A 16,666-nucleotide genomic window follows, 5' to 3' on the forward strand; every position below is an offset into this window, starting at 1 on the left:
GTGCTGCCCGGACAGCCCCCGACCTTCCGCCCGCCGTCGGCCTCGGAGCGCCCCTGGTGGTGGCGCCTCGAGGACGCCTCCGGTGAGGCGGTCGAGGTCGCGGGCTACGCCGACCAGCGCTTCGGCACCCAGGGCGACGCCGAGTCGTGGGTCGGGGAGATCTGGGCCGACCTGGCCGAGCACGGCGTCTCGGCCGTGACGCTCTTCGAGCACGACCGCCAGGTCTACGGCCCCATGTCGCTCAGCGCCTGAGCCATCCACCGGCGGTCACTGCTCCGAAGCACGCAGGGAGGTGGCCATGGCGGACGGATCCGACTTCGAGCACTACCTCGCCGCGCGCTGGCCGGACCTCGTCGGCGGCCTCGAGGACGAGGGCGTGCCCGCCGACGACGCGCGGCTCGCGGTTGCGGAGACGCTGCTGGCCAGCCGACGCTCGTGGTCGCGCCGGGTCCGTGACGAACAGGTCGACGTCAGCCTCTGGGCCGAGCTGCGCGAGCGCACCGACCTGCCCGCGCGGCCGGGCGAGGAGGCACCCCACGGCGTACGCCGCTCGGACCCGGCCGACGGGCCCGATCCGTGGCTCGCGCGGGCGGAGGCGGCCCGCGCCGTACGACGCCGGCGCAGCACGCGCCGTGGGTTCCTCGCCTGTGCCTGCCTCCTGGTGCTCGCGACAGGGTGGGCGTGGTGGGCCGCGCGTCCGGAGCCGCGCGAGGTCGTCCGGGAGGACAATCCTCTTCCGTTGATCTGGTACGCCGAGGGCCGCCTCCACCTCCAGGAGGTCGTGGTCGACATCCCGGACATCGACGAGTTCGTGGCGTGGGGCTCCGGCGCCGCGGCCACGCTGCGCTCCGGCGAGGTGGTGGGGATCGACGCCGACGGGGACGTGCACCAGCTCGACCGGAGGCCGGCGACGCTCATCGTGCCGCCCGGCCAGCCCTACTACCTCCCGATCGGTGAGTACGACGTCCTCGTCCAGAGCGCCCCCGTGCCGGGCGGCGGCTGGGCGCACCTCCTCGACTCCTCGCGTCGCGCCAGTGTGCAGGACGATGTCCGCCAGTCCGAGTCCGGTCGCAGGGCGCTCGTGGTGTGCACCGCCGACGACGTCTGCGGCGAGCCCCGCACCATCGTCGAGGCCGACGGCTCGATCCGCCTGCGCTGACCCGGTCCCGGCGCCTCAGGCGAGCCCGCGGGCTCGCTGCACGCGCAGCTCCTCGAACACCTCGCGACGGATGAGGTCCTCGGTCCTGCTCGGCAGGTCGATGAACCGGAAGCTCACGGCGTGACGGCCGTCGTGGCGGTGGAAGTGCTGGACCACCTCGGCGTTGCAGGCGACCTCGCCGCCGTCCAGCTGGAGCTGTACGGCGACGATCCCGCCGGCCCTGGGTGGCGTCACGACGTCGTGGCCCAGCACCACCTTCATGCCGCCCTCGCTCACGTCGAGGGTGACGCCGTCCATCTGGATGTCCTCGGCGACCACCTGGACGGTGCGGCCCATCTGTGCGCGCACGGCTCGCCGGCGCTGGCCCTTCGTCGCCGGGCCGACCGGGCGCACCCGCCACAGAGGGGTCTCGCCGCGCTCGACCGCCACGATCTCGACGGGGACCGAGCGCAGCTCGTCGCGGCCGCGCCAGACGATCTCGAGCCGCTCGCCCACCGGCAGGGGCACCCGCGTGCCCTCACGCGTCCGCGCCACGGCGAGCACGACCTCGTCGTCGGTCGTCGCCTCCACGAAGCTGACCAGGGGCGTGCCCCGGTCCGCAGCGAACACGTCGACGACGTCCTTGACCTCGGGCACATCGACCCCCGGCACACCCACTCGAGGCCCCCCTCAGCGGCTCTGACGCACCGCTTGCGCCAGAAACGGGGGCCACCGTACGCCGAGCGGGTGCTCCCTGGTGGGAGAACGTGGCAGAGAGATGCACCCGACGCCGCGTCGGCGTCGTGCAGCCCCGACGACCACGTAGGGTCGCGCCTCGTGGCTGAGGCGTTGTGGACGGGTGTGGCGCAGGCGTATGCGCAGAGCTTCGGAGCGTTGTGCGCGGGGGCGATCCCGGCGGTGGTGGGCTCGCTCCCGGCGCGCGGACGGGTGCTCGACGTCGGGTGCGGCACTGGCGAGCTCGCCCTCGCGGCGCGGGCGGCGGGTCACGACGTGGTCGCGGTCGAGCCCGACCCGGAGATGGCCGAGCTCGCATCCGTTCGTCTCGGCGACGTGCTCGTGGGCGGTCTGCCCGACCTGCCGCTCGCCGACAGCGGCTTCGACGCGGTCGTGGCGAGCTTCGTGCTCAACCACGTCGACGACCCGCGCGCGGGTGCCCGCGAGCTCGCGCGGGTGGCGGCGCCCGGTGGCGTGGTGCGCGCGACCATCTGGGGCAGCGCCCCGCCGCCGCAGGCGGTGATGTGGGGCGGCCTGCTGGACGCGGCAGGTGCCGTCCGGCCGCCGTCCCCCCGGCTGCCCGCCGACAAGGACTTCGAGCGGTCGCCTGACGGTCTCGCGGGCATCCTCGTGGAGGCCGGCCTCGCGGTCGTCCACGCCGGCGCCACCTCCTGGCAGTGGCGCATCGACCGGGAGGACCTCTGGGTGGGCCTCACCTCGGTCGGCAACTTCGGTGTCGCCTGGCGGGCTCAGACCGACGAGGTCCGGGACCGGCTGCGAGCGGCGTACGACGCCGTGGGAGCGCCGTGGCGTGACGGCGACGAGCTGGTCTTCGACGTCGAGTGCGTGCTGGCCGAGGCGCGGGTCCCGCGGTCGTAGTGCCCCACGAGCCGCTGCGCCGTCACGGCGGTGTCACAGCCCCAGCTCCTCCAGCCGAGAGACCAGCTCGAGCAGCTCGGAGGCGCCCGGGACCCCGCTGCGATCCAGCGCGATCGCGCTGGTGAGGACGTCCTCGGCACCGGCCCGCGGGTCGTCCTCGGCGCCCTTGACCACCGCGGCCAGGTCCGCGACGGTCGTGGCCAGGGCCAGCGAGTCCGTCATCGGGGACGCAGGTTCGGCTGCCACGAGGGGCGCGCTGTCGAAGCCGGGGGCGTCGGTGCCCGGAGTCTTCCAGAGCACCTTGGCCAGCCCGATCTGGTCGCCGGGCTCCACGCCCTCCGCGAGCCGGACGTCGTACAGCGCGGACGCGTGGTGGCCGGCGCCGAGCTCACCGGCGTCGGCGTCGAGGTCGCCGAACGACTCGTCGGCCATCGCACGGTTCTCGTAGCCGACCAACCGGTACGACGCGACCTTGTCGGGGTCGAACACCACCTGCGTCCGGGCATCGTCGGCCACCGGGGCGAGCAGGCTGGTGAGCTCGTGGACGTACACCTGCTCGGCCTCCTCGCGGGTGTCGACGTATCGGTAGAACCCGTCGCCGCGGTCGGCCAGCTGCTCCATCAGGTGGTCGTTGTAGTTGCCCATGCCGTAGCCGACGGACACCAGGTGGATGCCCCGGCGGCCCTCCTCGGCGATCCGGGCGACGATGCCCTCGGGGTCGGTCAGGCCGACGTTGGCGACCCCGTCGGAGCACAGCACCACGACGTTGACGCCACCGGGACGGTAGGCGTCCCGCGCCTGTTCGTAGCCCAGCGACAGGCCCGCCGCGACGTCCGTGCTGCCGCCGGGGGCCAGGCCGTCCAGCGCGCCCAGGAGGGCCTCGCGCTGCTGGACCTGTGTCGGCGGCAGCACGAGCTGGACCTCGTCGTCGAAGGCGACCACCGAGATCGTGTCGTCGGGGCGCAGGCTCTCGGTCAGGAGCGCGAGCGAGTCCCGGACCAGGCCCAGCCGGTCGCCCATGCCCATCGAGCCCGACCGGTCGACGACCAGCGTGAGGTTCACCGACGGTCGCTCCTCGGCCGCCAGCTCGCGCGCGGTGACGGCCACCCGCACGACCTGGGTGCCCGGCTCGTCCGAGGACCTGACGCCGGACTCCGCACGGACGTCGAGGTCGTCCTCGGTCGGCGCAGGGTCGCCGTAGTCGAAGGCATTGACCCACTCCTCGACGCGCACCGACTCCGCAGGGGGACGCTGTCCGTCGGCGACCATCGCCTGCGCCACGCGGTAGGACCCGTCGTCCACGTCCAGCGCGAACGTCGACTCCGCATCGGTGGCTGCGTCGGCGTATCCGCTCACGCCCTCGTCCTGGAACGTGTTCCCCCCGCCGGACACGCTGGTCCCGTCCGTCGCCTGCGGCGCCAGCTCGACGTAGAAGCCGCCGTCCCCGGCCGAGGGCCCGACCGCGTCCTCACCGTCGCCATCGCTGCAGGCGGTCAGGGTGAATGCGCTCACCAGTGCGATCGGGAGCCAGGCCCTCAGTCGAGTCGTCATGTGGGCTGCGACGGGACTTCCGTGCGGGTCGTTCCGCGAATCCTCGCTCGCGATCGATTCGTGACCGGTTCGAGATCGCCCGGTGATCGTCGGCCCCCGCCCGAGCGGACGCAGCCCCTCGACCCACGTCGGCGGCGTACCGCGAAGGGCGCCTGCCGAGGTCGTAGAGTCGTCCCGTGCGCGCCTACCTCGACCTCATCCAGCGGATCCTCGACGAGGGGGTGGAGAAGACCGATCGCACCGGCACCGGGACGCTCAGCGTCTTCGGGCACCAGATGCGCTTCGACCTCTCCGAGGGCTTCCCGCTGGTGACCACGAAGAAGGTGCACACCCGCTCGGTGTTCGGTGAGCTGCTGTGGTTCCTGCGCGGCGACACCAACGTGAAGTGGCTCCAGGACCGCGGCATCAGCATCTGGGACGAGTGGGCCGACGACAACGGCGACCTCGGCCCGGTCTACGGCTACCAGTGGCGCTCGTGGCCCACGCCCGACGGCCGCCACGTCGACCAGATCAGCCGGCTCGTCGAGGGCATCCGCACCAACCCCGACTCGCGCCGCCACATCGTCTCGGCGTGGAACATCGCCGACGTCGACGACATGGCGCTGCCGCCATGCCACACGCTCTTCCAGTTCTACGTCGCCGACGGCCGGCTCAGCTGCCAGCTCTACCAGCGCTCGGCCGACACCTTCCTCGGCGTGCCGTTCAACATCGCGTCGTACGCCCTGCTGACGCACATGGTCGCCCAGGTGACCGGGCTCGAGGTCGGCGACTTCGTGCACTCGATGGGCGACGCCCACCTCTACCTCAACCACGTCGAGCAGGCGCGGCTCCAGCTCTCCCGCGAGCCGCGCGACCTGCCGCGGCTGGTGCTCAACCCCGACATCACCGAGATCGACGGCTTCGACCTCGAGGACATCACGGTCGAGGGCTACGACCCGCACCCGCTGATCAAGGCCCCCATTGCCGTCTGACGCGGCGCGCCGCGTGGTCGCGGTCGCGGCCTACTCCCGCGGCCGCGTGATCGGCGACCACGGCCGCATCCCGTGGCACATCCCCGAGGACTTCGCGCACTTCAAGCGCGAGACGATGGGCCTGACGATGGTGATGGGCCGGCTGACCTACGACTCCATCGGACGGCCGTTGCCCGGTCGACGCACGATCGTGGTCACCCGCAACCCCGACTGGAGTGCCGAGGGCGTCGAGGTGGCCCACTCGCTCGACGCGGCCCTCGCCCTGACCGACCCCACGGCCGACCTCGTGATCGCTGGTGGGGCGCAGGTGTACGCCGAGGCGATGCCGCTGCTGACCCACCAGGTGCTCACCGAGGTCGACCTCGACGTGCCGGGCGACGCGTTCTACCCGGAGTTCGACCCCGCCGAGTGGCACGAGACCCGACGCGAGTCCGGACCGGGATGCGAGTGGGTGTGGTGGGAACGTGCCTGAGCTGAGGCTGCACGTCGACGACACCTCCGGGGTGCCGCCGTTCGAGCAGGTCCGCGACGGCATCCGGGCGTCCGTCGACTCCGGCGAGCTCGCTCCGGGCTACCGGCTGCCGCCGGTCCGCACCCTCGCCACCTCGCTCGGCCTCGCCGCGAACACGGTCGCCCGGTCCTACAAGGAGCTCGAGGCCCTCGGCGTCGTCGAGACCCGCGGCCGTGCCGGCACGTTCGTCTCCGGGAGCGGGGTCGAGCGCTCGCTGCGCGAGGCCGCGTCGTCGTACGCCGCCACGGTGCGGACGCTGGGCGTCTCCGAGGCGGCCGCCCTCGACGCCGTGCGCCGCGCGCTGTCGTGAGCCGGGAATGAACCCCGCACCTCCGTCGTTGTGACGGTCAGCTGATTCCGCATCATGCCCCCGGGCCTCACCACCTGCCGCTACGAGCGGCCTTTCGCCGAGAGGCGGCTGACGGGTCAGCGAGCAGCATCACGCAGCCACCCGCCGGGTAAGCCCCGGTCAGGGTGGCTGTGTGCTGTCCGCGCCGACGTGGCAGGCTCGCCGCATGGAGCCCGCCGCCGACAAGCACATCGTCGTCGCCGCCGTGGCGCTGGTCCGGGACGGCCACGTGCTGACCGTGCGCAAGCGGGGGACCGAGCGGTTCATGCTCGTGGGCGGCAAGCTCGAGCCGGGGGAGTCGGCGCGAGACGCGGCGCTGCGCGAGACGCTCGAGGAGGTCGGCATCGCGGTCGAGGAGGCCGACCTGATCGGCGAGTTCCACTCGGAGGCGGCCAACGAGCCGGGCCACACGTTGCACTCGACCGTCTTCCGGATCGAGTCCGACGCCGAGCCGGTGGCCTCCGCCGAGATCGCCGAGGTGCGGTGGACGCCGCTCGACGGCCACCCGGACGACCTGGCGCCGATGCTCGAGCACCACGTCCTGCCGGTGCTCCGCACCGTCTGAGCGCGGTCAGGCGAAGAGCGCCAGCTCGTCGCCCCAGCCGTCGACCATGTCGCTGGTGAGGGTGTGCCCCCGCCCGCTGTCGTACGACGCCAGCATCGGCCGCAGCCGCGCGAAGGTCTCCCGGATCGCGCCGACGTCGCCGTCCAGTGTCCGCTCGAGCAGGCCGAGCAGCTCCTCGGCGGGCCAGCCGTCGAGCGGGTGGGTGTGCAGCTCCCAGGGGAGGTACTTGTTGTAGGGACGCACCCGACCGGCGAGCGCGAACACGACGTCGAGCAGCCACGGCACGGACTCCGCGGCGTCGAGCCGGGTCTCCAGCTCGCGGCCGTCGCGGTGGTTCTTCAGCGCGCGGTAGGCGAAGTTGACCCAGCCGTCGAGCCGGTCGTGCTCGATCAGCACGCCGTCGGCCTCCTCGGGCGACAGCGTCGCCTGGCGTCGGACGGCCGCGGCCAGCTCGCCGCCCGTGCGGTCGAGCAGCACCGGCGCCCAGGCGTAGGACCAGCGGAACCACCAGCCGTCGGACCCGAAGGGGGGCACCGTGACCATCTCGCTCCAGGAGTCGACGGCCTCGTCGAGGTCGGGGGAGTGCACGGTCGACCGCGTCGCCGCGGCCTCGTCGGTCAGCACCACGGCGACATCGAGGTCGGAGTGCTCGGTGGCGTAGTCACGACCGGCCGAGCCGCTGAGCACCAGGCCGAGCAGGTCGTCGCCGTGCGCGTCGTCGTTGCGGTCGGCGAGGTCGACGAGGAGCGCGCGCTGGGCAGGCGTCAGCCACGTGGGCAGGAGGAGGTCGGGCATCACGTCTGCTTGGGAGGGAGGGTGCGGACGTAGCCCACGCCGCGGTCGACCCACTGCTGCAGCGCGGCGTCGTCAGCGACCGCCTCGTTGGCGACGAACAGCCAGCCGTGCATCGGCCGCCCGCGCATCTCCATCGGCCGGACCGCGTCACCGTCGACCCACTCCTCGCCGGTCGCCGGGTCGGCGCGGACCATCAGGTCGCCGGAGCTCGCCGCGGCGACGGCCATGTGGCCGTCGACCATGAAGCCGAGGCCCCCGAACATCTTCTTCGACGTGAGCCCGTCCTCCCCGTCGAGCAGGTCGTGGATCCGCTGCGCCAGCACCTCGTCGTACGCCATGGACAGGAGTATGCGGCTCGGCACCGACAACGGCCGGGAGCGGGAGCGATAACCTTCTGGGCATGAGCTCCACTGCCCCGTTCGGCCGACTGCTCACCGCGATGGCCACCGCCTTCCACGAGGACGGCACCGTCGACCTCGACGGCACCGCGAAGATCGCTGCCCACCTGGTCGACAACGGCAACGACGGTGTCGTCGTCAGCGGCACCACCGGGGAGAGCCCGACGACGTCCGTGGCCGAGGACGGCGACATCCTCCGCGCGGTCCACGAGGCCGTCGGCGACCGCGCGAGCGTCATCGCCGGCGTCGGCACCAACGCCACCGCCCACTCCGTCGAGCTGGCCCAGCAGGCCGCGAAGATCGGCGTCGACGGTGTGCTGCTGGTCAGCCCCTACTACAACAAGCCCGGCCAGGTCGGCCTGCGCCACCACTTCACCTCCGTCGTCGAGGCGACCGACCTGCCGGTGATGCTCTACGACGTCCCGGCCCGCACGGCGACGTTGATCGAGCTCCCGACCTACGAGGCGATGCGTGCCTACGACCACGTCGTGTCGGTCAAGGAGGCCAGCGGACTGCTGCCGCGCACCGCGCAGCTGGTCGACATGGGCTACTCCGTCTACTCCGGCGACGACGTCGCCACGCTGGGCTACCTCGCCTACGGCGGCGTCGGCCTCGTGTCCGTCGTCGCCCACGCCGCCGGCACCCAGCTCGCGTCAATGATCGACGCCTGGGTGCGCGGTGACCACGCCGAGGCACTGCGCATCCACACCGCGCTGCTCCCGGCCTTCGACGCCGTGATGGGCGTCCCCAACTACGGAGCGACCACCGCGAAGGCAGCCCTCGAGCTGCTCGGGGTGATCGACAACCGCCGCGTCCGCGGACCCCTCGTCGCACTGGACGACGACGAGGTCGCAGCGCTGCGCACCGGCCTGGCTGCCGCCGGCCTGATCTGAACGACACCGACACCGAACCGAGGAATTCCTTGAGTCATCCCCATCCTGACCTGAGCGCGCCCGCCCCCCTCGCCGAAGGTGGCCTCCGGGTCATCCCGCTCGGTGGACTGGGCGAGGTCGGGCGCAACATGACCGTCTTCGAGTACGACGGCAGGTTGCTGCTCGTCGACTGCGGCGTGCTGTTCCCCGAGGACCACCACCCCGGCGTGGACCTGATCCTCCCCGACTTCGAACCCATCCGGGACCGCCTCGACGCCATCGAGGCGCTCGTCCTCACGCACGGGCACGAGGACCACATCGGTGCGACGCCGTACCTCCTGCGCGAGCGCGGCGACATCCCGCTCGTGGGCTCCAAGCTCACCCTCGCCCTGCTCGGCTCCAAGCTGCGCGAGCACCGGCTCAAGGAGACCGCGCAGTACGAGGTCGCCGAGGGCCAGACGATCACCTTCGGGCCGTTCGTCCTGGAGTTCGTCGCGGTCAACCACTCGATCCCGGACGCGCTCGCCGTCGTGATCCGCACCGGCGCCGGCGTCGTGCTGCACACCGGCGACTTCAAGATGGACCAGCTGCCGCTCGACGGCCGCATCACCGACCTCAACGAGTTCGCGCGGCTGGGCGACGAGGGTGTCGACCTGTTCCTCACCGACTCGACCAACGCCGAGGTGCCGGGCTTCACGACCTCGGAGAAGGACATCTCGCCGGTCCTCGAGCGGGTCTTCGCCAAGAGCAGCCAGCGCATCATCGTGGCCTGCTTCGCCTCCCACGTGCACCGCGTGCAGCAGGTGCTCGACGCCGCCGTCGCCCACGGCCGCAAGGTCGGCTACGTCGGCCGCTCGATGGTGCGCAACATGGCGATCGCCCAGGAGCTCGGCTACCTCACGGTGCCGCCGGGCGTGATGGTCGAGGCCAAGGAGCTCGCCGACCTCCCGCCGGAGAAGCAGGTGCTCATCTCGACCGGGTCACAGGGCGAGCCGATGTCGGCGCTCAGCCGGATCGCGCAGCGCAGCCACAACTTCGTCCACCTCGAGGAGGGCGACACCGTCATCCTCGCGAGCTCGCTCATCCCGGGCAACGAGAACGCCGTCTACCGCGTCATCAACGGCCTGGCGCGCCTCGGCGCCAACGTCGTGCACAAGGGCAACGCGCTGGTGCACGTCTCCGGCCACGCCAGCGCCGGCGAGCTGCTCTACTGCTACAACATCGTCAAGCCGCGCAACGTGATGCCGGTCCACGGCGAGATCCGCCACATGCGCGCCAACGCCGACCTCGCCCGCGCCACCGGCGTGCAGAACGTCGTGCTGGCCGAGGACGGCGTCGTCGTCGACCTGGTCGACGGGGTGGCCAAGGTCGTCGGCAAGGTCGACGTCGGCTACGTCTTCGTCGACGGCACCACGATCGGCGACATCTCCGAGTCCTCGATGAAGGACCGCCGGATCCTCGGCGAGGAGGGCTTCCTGTCGGTGATCGTCGTGGTCGACTCCGTGACCGGCAAGGTCGTCTCCGGGCCGGAGATCCACGCGCGTGGCTTCGCCGAGGACGAGACCACCTTCGACGAGATCAAGCAGCCGATCATCGACGCGATCGACGCCGCCGTGGCCGACGGGGTCAACGACCCCTACCAGCTGCAGCAGACCGTGCGCCGGGTGGTGGGCCGCTGGGTCAACCGCGCGCACCGGCGACGCCCGATGATCATTCCCGTTGTCATCGAGGCGTGATCGAGGCCTGATCGAGGCTGACGTCCTAGACTCCCTGAAGGGCTGCATCCGGGTGGGGAGGTGTCGATGCCGAGCCAGGGGGCACTGAGGCGCCTCGCGGAGCTGATGCGCCGCGTGAACTCCTCGACCGACACCGAGGTGATCCTGGAGGAGATCGCCCACGGTGTCGTCGACGTGCTCGGCTACGGGGTCGCCGCGATCGCCCGGCTCGAGGGCGACACACTGGTGATGACCAACGTCGCCGGCCCGCCCGAGGTCGTCGCGCAGATCCTCCACCGGCGCACGCCGGCCGAGCAGATCCTCGACGAGTTCCGCCAGGCCGACCGGTGGGGCATCCTCCGGTTCGTCCCGGCGGGCCGGATGTCGGAGGAGAGACTGCGTGCGGCCTGGATCCCCGAGCTCGACACGGACGACGACGACCCCGGTGCGTGGCACCCGCAGCACGCGCTCTACGCACCGCTCTACTCCGCCAGCGGTGAGCTGCTCGGCAACATGGCCGTCGACCTCCCGGCCGACAACCGGGTGCCGAGCGTCGACGACCGCGAGCTGCTCGAGATGTTCGCCGTCCAGGCCGGCGTCGCGCTCTCCAACGCGCGCGAGCGCGAGCGGCTGACCGACCGCGTGCGCCTCGACCGGATGCTGACGACCGTGGCCGGCTCGGGCACGCAGCACGGCCTGGCGCAGTCCCTCAGCACGGCGGTCACCGCGGTGGCCGACTGCCTCGGCACGGTGCTGGTGTGGGTGCGGACGTTCCCGATCGACGCGCAGGGTCGCGAGCTCGGTGCCGCGACGCCTCGACCGTTCACCCCCGCGACCGACGTGGCCGCGCTGCGCGACGACCTGCGGGCGATGGGCACGATGCCCGTGCTCCTCGAGCTCGGTGTCGACGACGGTGAGTCCGAGCACCTGCCACTGAGCCGCGAGAAGCTCCAGGACCGGATGCGAGCGATCCACGCCGACCGGATGGTGGTGTGCCCGCTGGTCTCGCAGGAGGAGCTGGTCGGCTACGCCGTGCTCGGCTTCGCGCGCCACTCGCGGCCGATGACGACGGGGGAGGCCGACGCGGTGCTCGAGGTCGGGCGCCTGCTCGGCCAGATCGTCCGCGCCTCACGCGTGCTCGAGACCGAGCAGCGGCTCGTGCAGGAGCTGCGCGAGCTCGCCCGCTACCGCTCCGAGCTGATCGCGACCATCTCCCACGAGCTCAAGACCCCGCTGACGGCGATCCTCGGCCATGCCGAGCTGATCGCCGACCGCCACCCCGACATGAGCTCGATCGACGCCATCATCCGCAACGCCCAGCGCCTCGGCCTGCTCGTCTCCAACCTGCTGCACTACTCCCGCATCCAGGGCCGCCGCGAGACCGTACGACGTGCCGTGGACCTCGCCGAACTGTGCGAGGCCAGCGTCGACCTGCTCAGCATCCGCGCCAAGCAGGCCAACGTCAGCCTGGCCTTCACCACCCGCGCGCTCGGGCCGGTGGTGGTCTTCGGCGACCCGGAGGAGCTCGCCCGGGTCATCGACAACATGGTCGACAACGCGGTGAAGTACACCCCCGAGGACGGTGCGGTCACGGTCGCGATGACCGTCTCCGACGACCACGTCAGCGTCGAGGTCACCGACACCGGCATCGGCATCTCGCCCGCCGACCAGGCGCACGTGTTCACGGCGTTCCACCGCTCGACCAACCCCAACGCGCTGTCCATCCCCGGCACCGGCCTGGGGCTGCCCATCGCCCAGCGCATCGCCGAGGCCCACGGCGGCACGCTGACGCTGACCTCCGAGCTGGGTCAGGGGAGCACGTTCCGGTTCACCCTGCCGCTGAGGTCCGCGCGAGAGTCGGCCGACTGACCGACGCCGGTGCGTCCGCCTCCAGTCGCACGACGCGGTCCATCGAGTCGAGGCCCACGGTGCCGTGGGTGATCCACACGATCGAGCGCCCTGCACGGGCCGCCGAGCCGAGCATCTCCGCAGCCACCTGACGGGCGGTGGGCCCGTCGAGGTGGGCGGTCGGCTCGTCCAGGACGAGCACCGCCGGGTCGGCGAGGAGAGCGCGGGCGAGCGCCAGTCGGGCGCGCTCACCGCCGGAGACGTCCCGCGAACCCGTCCCGACGTGGGTGTGCAGGCCCTCGGCCAGGGCGTCGACCCACGGGCCGAGGCACGCGCGGTCGAGGGCCGAGCGGACCTCCGCGTCGTCGGCGCCCGGTCGCGCCAGGCGGACGTTCTCCGCCACCGTCGAAGCGAAGACGTGTGGGTCGTCGTCGACGAGCCCGACCACGCCGCGGACGTCGTGGAGCGCGAGGTCGCGCAGGTCGGTCCCGCCGAGCCGTACGTCGCCGGCGACGGGGTCGATGAACCGCACCAGCGTGGCGGCGACCGTCGACTTGCCCGTGCCCGAAGCCCCGGTGATGCCGAGGTGCTCACCCGGTCGGACGGTCAGGTCGTCGAGTGCGAGCACCGGCCGCCCGTCCCAGCCGAGCGAGCCACGCACGGCGACGCCGTGGCAGTCCGGCAGCGGACGCGGGTCGGTGGGGTCGGTCACCGCCGGTGACGTAGTGGCGAGACGGTCCAGCCGCGCCCGTGCCGCACGCGAGCGCACCGAGAGCGCACCGGCGTCGGCGAGGCCGGTCGTCACGTCGGCCAGCGCGAGCGGGACGAGCAGCAGGAGGGCGAGGACGGCGGGGGAGACCGGGCCGACCGGGACCGCGGCCGCGACGGCGACCACACCGAGCCCGGCGGCCGCGCTGGTGAGCGCGTTGCCGGCGGCCACGGCGCGCGCAGAGCGTCGTACGGCGACGGAGAGGGCGGCGGACTCGGCCCGGACCCCGGCCAGGGCGCGGCCGGTGGCGCCCCACTGCTCCAGCTCGCGCAGGCCGTGGGCGACCTCCTCGACCCGGGTGCCGAGGGCGGCGCGACGGTCGACCACCTGCTGCTCCGCGCGGGTGGCACCCGACCGGCCGAGGAGGAAGGAGACGGCTCCGGTCGCGACGACCGCGAGCACGACGAGCCCGGCCGCGGGCTGGACGAGGGTGGTGAGCAGGACGGCGCCACCGCCGACGAGGACGGCCGTCACGAGCGGCTGCCGGACGCGGAGCCGCTCGTCGAGCAGCGCGTCCACGTCGTCGACGACCTGCGTGAGCAGGTCGCCGCGTCGGGGCCCGAGGCGGCCGGGCACGAGGGGGACGAGGTCGGCGAAGACCTGTGCGCGGCGCTCGGCCAGCTCGCGCAGGACGACGTCGTGGCTGAGGATCCGCTCCGCGTGGCGCAGCACGGGCCGGGCGAGGCCGAAGAGCCGCACGCCGACGATCGCGACCATCAGGTAGAGCACCGGCGGGTGCTCGCTGGCGCGCGTGATCAGCCAGCCGGCGGTCGCGGTCAGCGCGACCCCGGAGGCCGTGGACAGCGCGCCGAGGAGGGTGGCGGTCCGCAGTCCCCACCGTGGGGCCGGCTCGTCGTCGGCGGTCACCGGTGCCGCCGCAGGGTGGAGGCGTACGACATCCGCGCGGCGCGATCCGATGTCGTGCGCCGCCACCCTCGGCGCGACGACCGCGGGGGAGAGGGTCAGCACCCGGTCGGCGGCGGCGAGGACCGCGGGACGGTGGGCCACGACCAGCACCAGGCTGGTGCGCGCGAGCCGGGCGACCGTGTCGAGGAGCACCTGCTCGGTCTCCTCGTCGAGGTGGGCGCTGGGCTCGTCGAGCAGCACCACCGGCCGGGCGGCGAGCACCACGCGGGCCAGGGCGACCCGCGCCCGCTGGCCGGCGGACAGGCCGGCGCCGTCCTCGCCGAGCGTGGTGTCGAGCCCGTCGGGCAGGGAGCGGACCACGTCATCGAGACCGACCGCCCGCAGCGCGTCCCAGACGTCGCCGTCGCTCGCCGTCGGTCGACCGAGCCGGACGTTGGCGGCAACCGTGTTGGCCAGCAGCCACGGGCGCTGCGGCGCCCACGCCACCTGGGCGCGCCACCACGCCGGGTCGACGGACGAGAGCGGGGTGCCGCCGACGAGGACGTCCCCGTGCAGGGCGGGCAGCTCACCGCGCAGTGTCGCGAGCAGGGTGGACTTGCCGCAGCCCGACGGGCCGGCGATCGCGACGAGTCCGCGCTTGGGGAGGTCCAGGTCGAGCGGCGTGGTCAGCGGGGCGTCGTACCCGACACCCAGGCCGCTCAACACCAGGCGCGACGAGGACGAGGCGGTGCCGGATGCACCGGTCGTGGCACGGGAGAGCAGCGCGTCGGCCTCGGCGAGCGCGGCGGTTCCCTCGGCGGCCGCGTGGAACTCGGCGCCGACCCGGCGCAGCGGCCAGTAGGCCTCCGGAGCGAGGAGCAGGACGGTGAGCGCGACCCGGAAGTCCACGGAGCCCGACGCCAGCCGCAGGCCGACCGTCACCGCGACGAGCGCGACCGACAGGGTGGCCACGAGCTCGAGGACCGACGACGACGCGAAGGCGACCTTGAGCGTGTCCACGGTGGCGCGGCGGTGGCGGTGCGTGACGGCGCGGATGGTGCCGACCTGCGCCTCGGCGCGGCGGTGGGCGACGAGCGTCGGCAGCCCGCGGACCACGTCGAGGAAGTGCCCCGACAGCGCCTCGAGAGCGCGCCACTGGTGCCGCGCGCGGTCGCGGGTGGTGAGCCCGACCAGGATCGCGAAGACCGGCACGAGCGGGAGGGTGAGCGCCACGACCAGTCCCGAGAGCGGGTTGAGCCAGGTGATGGCGGCCAGCGTCACGACCGGCAGCACGGCGGCCGGGACGAGGGCGGGGAGGTAGCGGGTGACGTAGGGCTCGACGCCGGCCACACCGCGGGTCGCGAGCACGGACAGTCGCGACGGGACCACGTCGTCGACCCGGCGGGCTGCGTCGAGGAGCCGCTGGCGCAGGGCTCCGGAGACGTCCCCCGCGGCGCGCACCGCGGCCCGCTGGCCGGCGTACGACGTCGCGGAGCGCAGCAGCACGAGCCCGGCCAGCCACCACGCGGCGTCCGACCAGTCGGCGCCGCCGACGGCGGCGACCACCAGTGCCCCGAGCGCGAACGCCTGCGCGACGGTCGCCAGGCCACCGACGACGCCTGCCGTGACGACCGCGGCCAGCGGCCGTGCGGCGGGCCGGAGGTGGGACAGGACCGCCGGGTCGAGCGGCTTCACGAGACCGCGTCGGCCGCGGTGGGCGCCGGGATGTGGTGCACGGAGATGCGCTTGCGGAAGACCCAGTAGGTCCAGGCCTGGTAGCCCAGGACGATCGGGGTGAAGATGACCGCGACCCACGTCATCACCTTCAGGGTGTACGCCGTCGCCGCCGCGTTGGTCGTCGTCAGGGAGTACGCCGCATCGGTGGTCGAGGGCATCACGTCGGGGAAGAGGGCGAGGAACAGGCCCAGCACCGCCAGCGCGATCGTGACGAACGTGCCGACGAAGGCCCAGCCCTCACGGCCTGCTCGTGCTGCGGCCAGGCCGGCGAGCAGGGAGCCGGCGGCCACCACGAAGACGACGGCGCTGAGCGCCGTGCCGGTCTTCGCCTGCGTCCAGGCCAGGAACACGACGGCCAGGACGGCGGCGACCGCACCGATCCGCACGGCGAGGTCGCGGGCGCGGTGCCGGATCTCGCCATCGGTCTTCAGCGCCACGAACATCGCGCCGTGAGCGGCGAAGAGCGTCAGCGTCACGAGGCCGCCGAGCAGGCCGAACGGGTTGAGGAGGGTGAGCAGGCTGCCGGTGAACTCCTTGTCGGCGTCGATCGGCACGCCGGCCACGATGTTGGCGAACGCCACGCCCCACAGCAGTGCCGGCACGAACGAGCCGATGATCAGGGCGAGGTCCCAGCGGCCCTGCCAGGTCGCGTCGGTGCGCTTGTGGCGGTACTCGAAGGAGAGCCCGCGCACGATCAGCGCGACCAGGATCAGCAGCAGCGGCAGGTAGAAGCCGCTGAAGAGGGTGGCGTACCACTCCGGGAAGGCGGCGAAGGTGGCACCGCCTGCGACGAGCACCCACACCTCGTTGCCGTCCCAGACCGGGCCGACGGTGTTGATCATGACGCGGCGCTCGGTGTCGTTGCGGGCCAGGACCGGCAGCAGCATGCCGACGCCGAAGTCGAAGCCCTCCAGGCAGAAGTAGCCGACCCAGAGCACGGCGATGAGGGCGAACCAGACGGTCGTGAGTTCCATGGTGTCTCTTCCG

At 72.9% G+C, this 16,666-nt stretch carries 16 protein-coding genes; 10 read left to right on the forward strand and 6 right to left on the reverse strand.

Annotated features, from left to right (window positions below; all coding sequences use genetic code 11):
• Window positions 1-252, forward strand: a complete 252-nt coding sequence (locus J2X46_RS20795; protein ID WP_310253957.1) for a hypothetical protein — start codon at window positions 1-3, stop codon at window positions 250-252.
• A gap of 46 nt (window positions 253-298) precedes the next feature.
• Entirely contained in the window at window positions 299-1,159 is an 861-nt protein-coding gene (locus J2X46_RS20800; protein ID WP_310253959.1) for a hypothetical protein, read from the forward strand.
• A 15-nt stretch (window positions 1,160-1,174) separates the two neighbouring features.
• On the opposite strand, the gene J2X46_RS20805 is transcribed toward J2X46_RS20800, so the two are convergent.
• Window positions 1,175-1,816 (reverse strand): PilZ domain-containing protein, encoded by a 642-nt coding sequence (locus tag J2X46_RS20805; protein ID WP_310253960.1) that lies wholly within the window; start codon window positions 1,814-1,816, stop codon window positions 1,175-1,177.
• Window positions 1,817-1,975: 159 nt separating this feature from the next.
• Between J2X46_RS20805 and J2X46_RS20810 the strand changes: the two genes are divergently transcribed.
• Window positions 1,976-2,752 (forward strand): methyltransferase domain-containing protein, encoded by a 777-nt coding sequence (locus tag J2X46_RS20810; protein ID WP_310253962.1) that lies wholly within the window; start codon window positions 1,976-1,978, stop codon window positions 2,750-2,752.
• Window positions 2,753-2,785: 33 nt separating this feature from the next.
• On the opposite strand, the gene J2X46_RS20815 is transcribed toward J2X46_RS20810, so the two are convergent.
• Window positions 2,786-4,264: a von Willebrand factor type A domain-containing protein gene (locus J2X46_RS20815; protein WP_310253964.1), complete on the reverse strand. Its 1,479-nt coding sequence runs from the start codon at window positions 4,262-4,264 to the stop codon at window positions 2,786-2,788.
• A 215-nt stretch (window positions 4,265-4,479) separates the two neighbouring features.
• Between J2X46_RS20815 and J2X46_RS20820 the strand changes: the two genes are divergently transcribed.
• From J2X46_RS20820 to J2X46_RS20835, 4 genes are all read left to right on the forward strand, one after another.
• Window positions 4,480-5,274: a thymidylate synthase gene (locus J2X46_RS20820; protein ID WP_310253966.1), complete on the forward strand. Its 795-nt coding sequence runs from the start codon at window positions 4,480-4,482 to the stop codon at window positions 5,272-5,274.
• Window positions 5,264-5,746 (forward strand): dihydrofolate reductase, encoded by a 483-nt coding sequence (locus J2X46_RS20825; protein WP_310253967.1) that lies wholly within the window; start codon window positions 5,264-5,266, stop codon window positions 5,744-5,746. The genes J2X46_RS20820 and J2X46_RS20825 overlap by 11 nt, the downstream gene beginning before the upstream one ends.
• Window positions 5,739-6,095 (forward strand): GntR family transcriptional regulator, encoded by a 357-nt coding sequence (locus tag J2X46_RS20830; RefSeq protein WP_310253969.1) that lies wholly within the window; start codon window positions 5,739-5,741, stop codon window positions 6,093-6,095. Before J2X46_RS20825 ends, J2X46_RS20830 begins: the two co-directional genes overlap by 8 nt.
• Before the next feature lie 205 nt (window positions 6,096-6,300).
• Window positions 6,301-6,699 (forward strand): NUDIX domain-containing protein, encoded by a 399-nt coding sequence (locus J2X46_RS20835; RefSeq protein WP_310253971.1) that lies wholly within the window; start codon window positions 6,301-6,303, stop codon window positions 6,697-6,699.
• Window positions 6,700-6,705: 6 nt separating this feature from the next.
• Here J2X46_RS20835 and J2X46_RS20840 read toward each other — a convergent pair whose 3' ends face one another.
• Together J2X46_RS20840 and J2X46_RS20845 are read right to left on the reverse strand one after the other, a co-directional pair.
• On the reverse strand, window positions 6,706-7,494 hold the full coding sequence (locus J2X46_RS20840) for a nucleotidyltransferase domain-containing protein (protein WP_310253972.1): 789 nt from the start codon (window positions 7,492-7,494) through the stop codon (window positions 6,706-6,708).
• On the reverse strand, window positions 7,494-7,832 hold the full coding sequence (locus J2X46_RS20845) for a TfoX/Sxy family protein (RefSeq protein ID WP_310253974.1): 339 nt from the start codon (window positions 7,830-7,832) through the stop codon (window positions 7,494-7,496). Before J2X46_RS20845 ends, J2X46_RS20840 begins: the two co-directional genes overlap by 1 nt.
• Before the next feature lie 62 nt (window positions 7,833-7,894).
• Here J2X46_RS20845 and dapA point away from each other — a divergent pair, with 62 nt between their 5' ends.
• The 3 genes from dapA to J2X46_RS20860 all read left to right on the forward strand — a co-directional run bounded on the left by dapA (window position 7,895) and on the right by J2X46_RS20860 (window position 12,348).
• The gene (gene dapA / locus J2X46_RS20850; RefSeq protein ID WP_310253976.1) at window positions 7,895-8,785 is read left to right on the forward strand and encodes a 4-hydroxy-tetrahydrodipicolinate synthase; all 891 of its coding nucleotides are present in this window, start codon (window positions 7,895-7,897) and stop codon (window positions 8,783-8,785) included.
• A 29-nt stretch (window positions 8,786-8,814) separates the two neighbouring features.
• On the forward strand, window positions 8,815-10,500 hold the full coding sequence (locus J2X46_RS20855) for a ribonuclease J (RefSeq protein WP_310253978.1): 1,686 nt from the start codon (window positions 8,815-8,817) through the stop codon (window positions 10,498-10,500).
• Between the two features lie 66 nt (window positions 10,501-10,566).
• Window positions 10,567-12,348, forward strand: coding sequence for a GAF domain-containing sensor histidine kinase (locus J2X46_RS20860; protein WP_310253980.1), 1,782 nt, complete (start codon window positions 10,567-10,569; stop codon window positions 12,346-12,348).
• Here J2X46_RS20860 and cydD read toward each other — a convergent pair.
• Both cydD and cydB read right to left on the reverse strand, forming a co-directional pair.
• Window positions 12,308-15,637 carry a thiol reductant ABC exporter subunit CydD gene (cydD, locus tag J2X46_RS20865; protein WP_310253982.1) on the reverse strand — a complete coding sequence of 1,110 codons (3,330 nt, stop codon included), beginning with the start codon at window positions 15,635-15,637 and terminating at the stop codon, window positions 12,308-12,310. The two genes, J2X46_RS20860 and cydD, sit on opposite strands and share 41 nt — an antisense overlap.
• Window positions 15,634-16,653 (reverse strand): cytochrome d ubiquinol oxidase subunit II, encoded by a 1,020-nt coding sequence (gene cydB, locus J2X46_RS20870; protein ID WP_310253984.1) that lies wholly within the window; start codon window positions 16,651-16,653, stop codon window positions 15,634-15,636. The genes cydD and cydB overlap by 4 nt, the downstream gene beginning before the upstream one ends.
• Window positions 16,654-16,666: the final 13 nt, after the last annotated feature.

It is taken from the genome of Nocardioides sp. BE266 (assembly GCF_031457855.1).
GTDB lineage: Bacteria > Actinomycetota > Actinomycetes > Propionibacteriales > Nocardioidaceae > Nocardioides.

Coding starts and splice junctions, on each gene's coding strand:
- J2X46_RS20800 (WP_310253959.1), top strand. CDS start 299: ATGGCGGACGGATCCGACTTCGAGCACTACCTCGCCGCGCGCTGGCCG.
- J2X46_RS20835 (WP_310253971.1), top strand. CDS start 6,301: ATGGAGCCCGCCGCCGACAAGCACATCGTCGTCGCCGCCGTGGCGCTG.
- J2X46_RS20840 (WP_310253972.1), bottom strand. CDS start 7,494: ATGCCCGACCTCCTCCTGCCCACGTGGCTGACGCCTGCCCAGCGCGCG.
- J2X46_RS20845 (WP_310253974.1), bottom strand. CDS start 7,832: ATGGCGTACGACGAGGTGCTGGCGCAGCGGATCCACGACCTGCTCGAC.
- dapA (WP_310253976.1), top strand. CDS start 7,895: ATGAGCTCCACTGCCCCGTTCGGCCGACTGCTCACCGCGATGGCCACC.
- J2X46_RS20860 (WP_310253980.1), top strand. CDS start 10,567: ATGCCGAGCCAGGGGGCACTGAGGCGCCTCGCGGAGCTGATGCGCCGC.
- cydB (WP_310253984.1), bottom strand. CDS start 16,653: ATGGAACTCACGACCGTCTGGTTCGCCCTCATCGCCGTGCTCTGGGTC.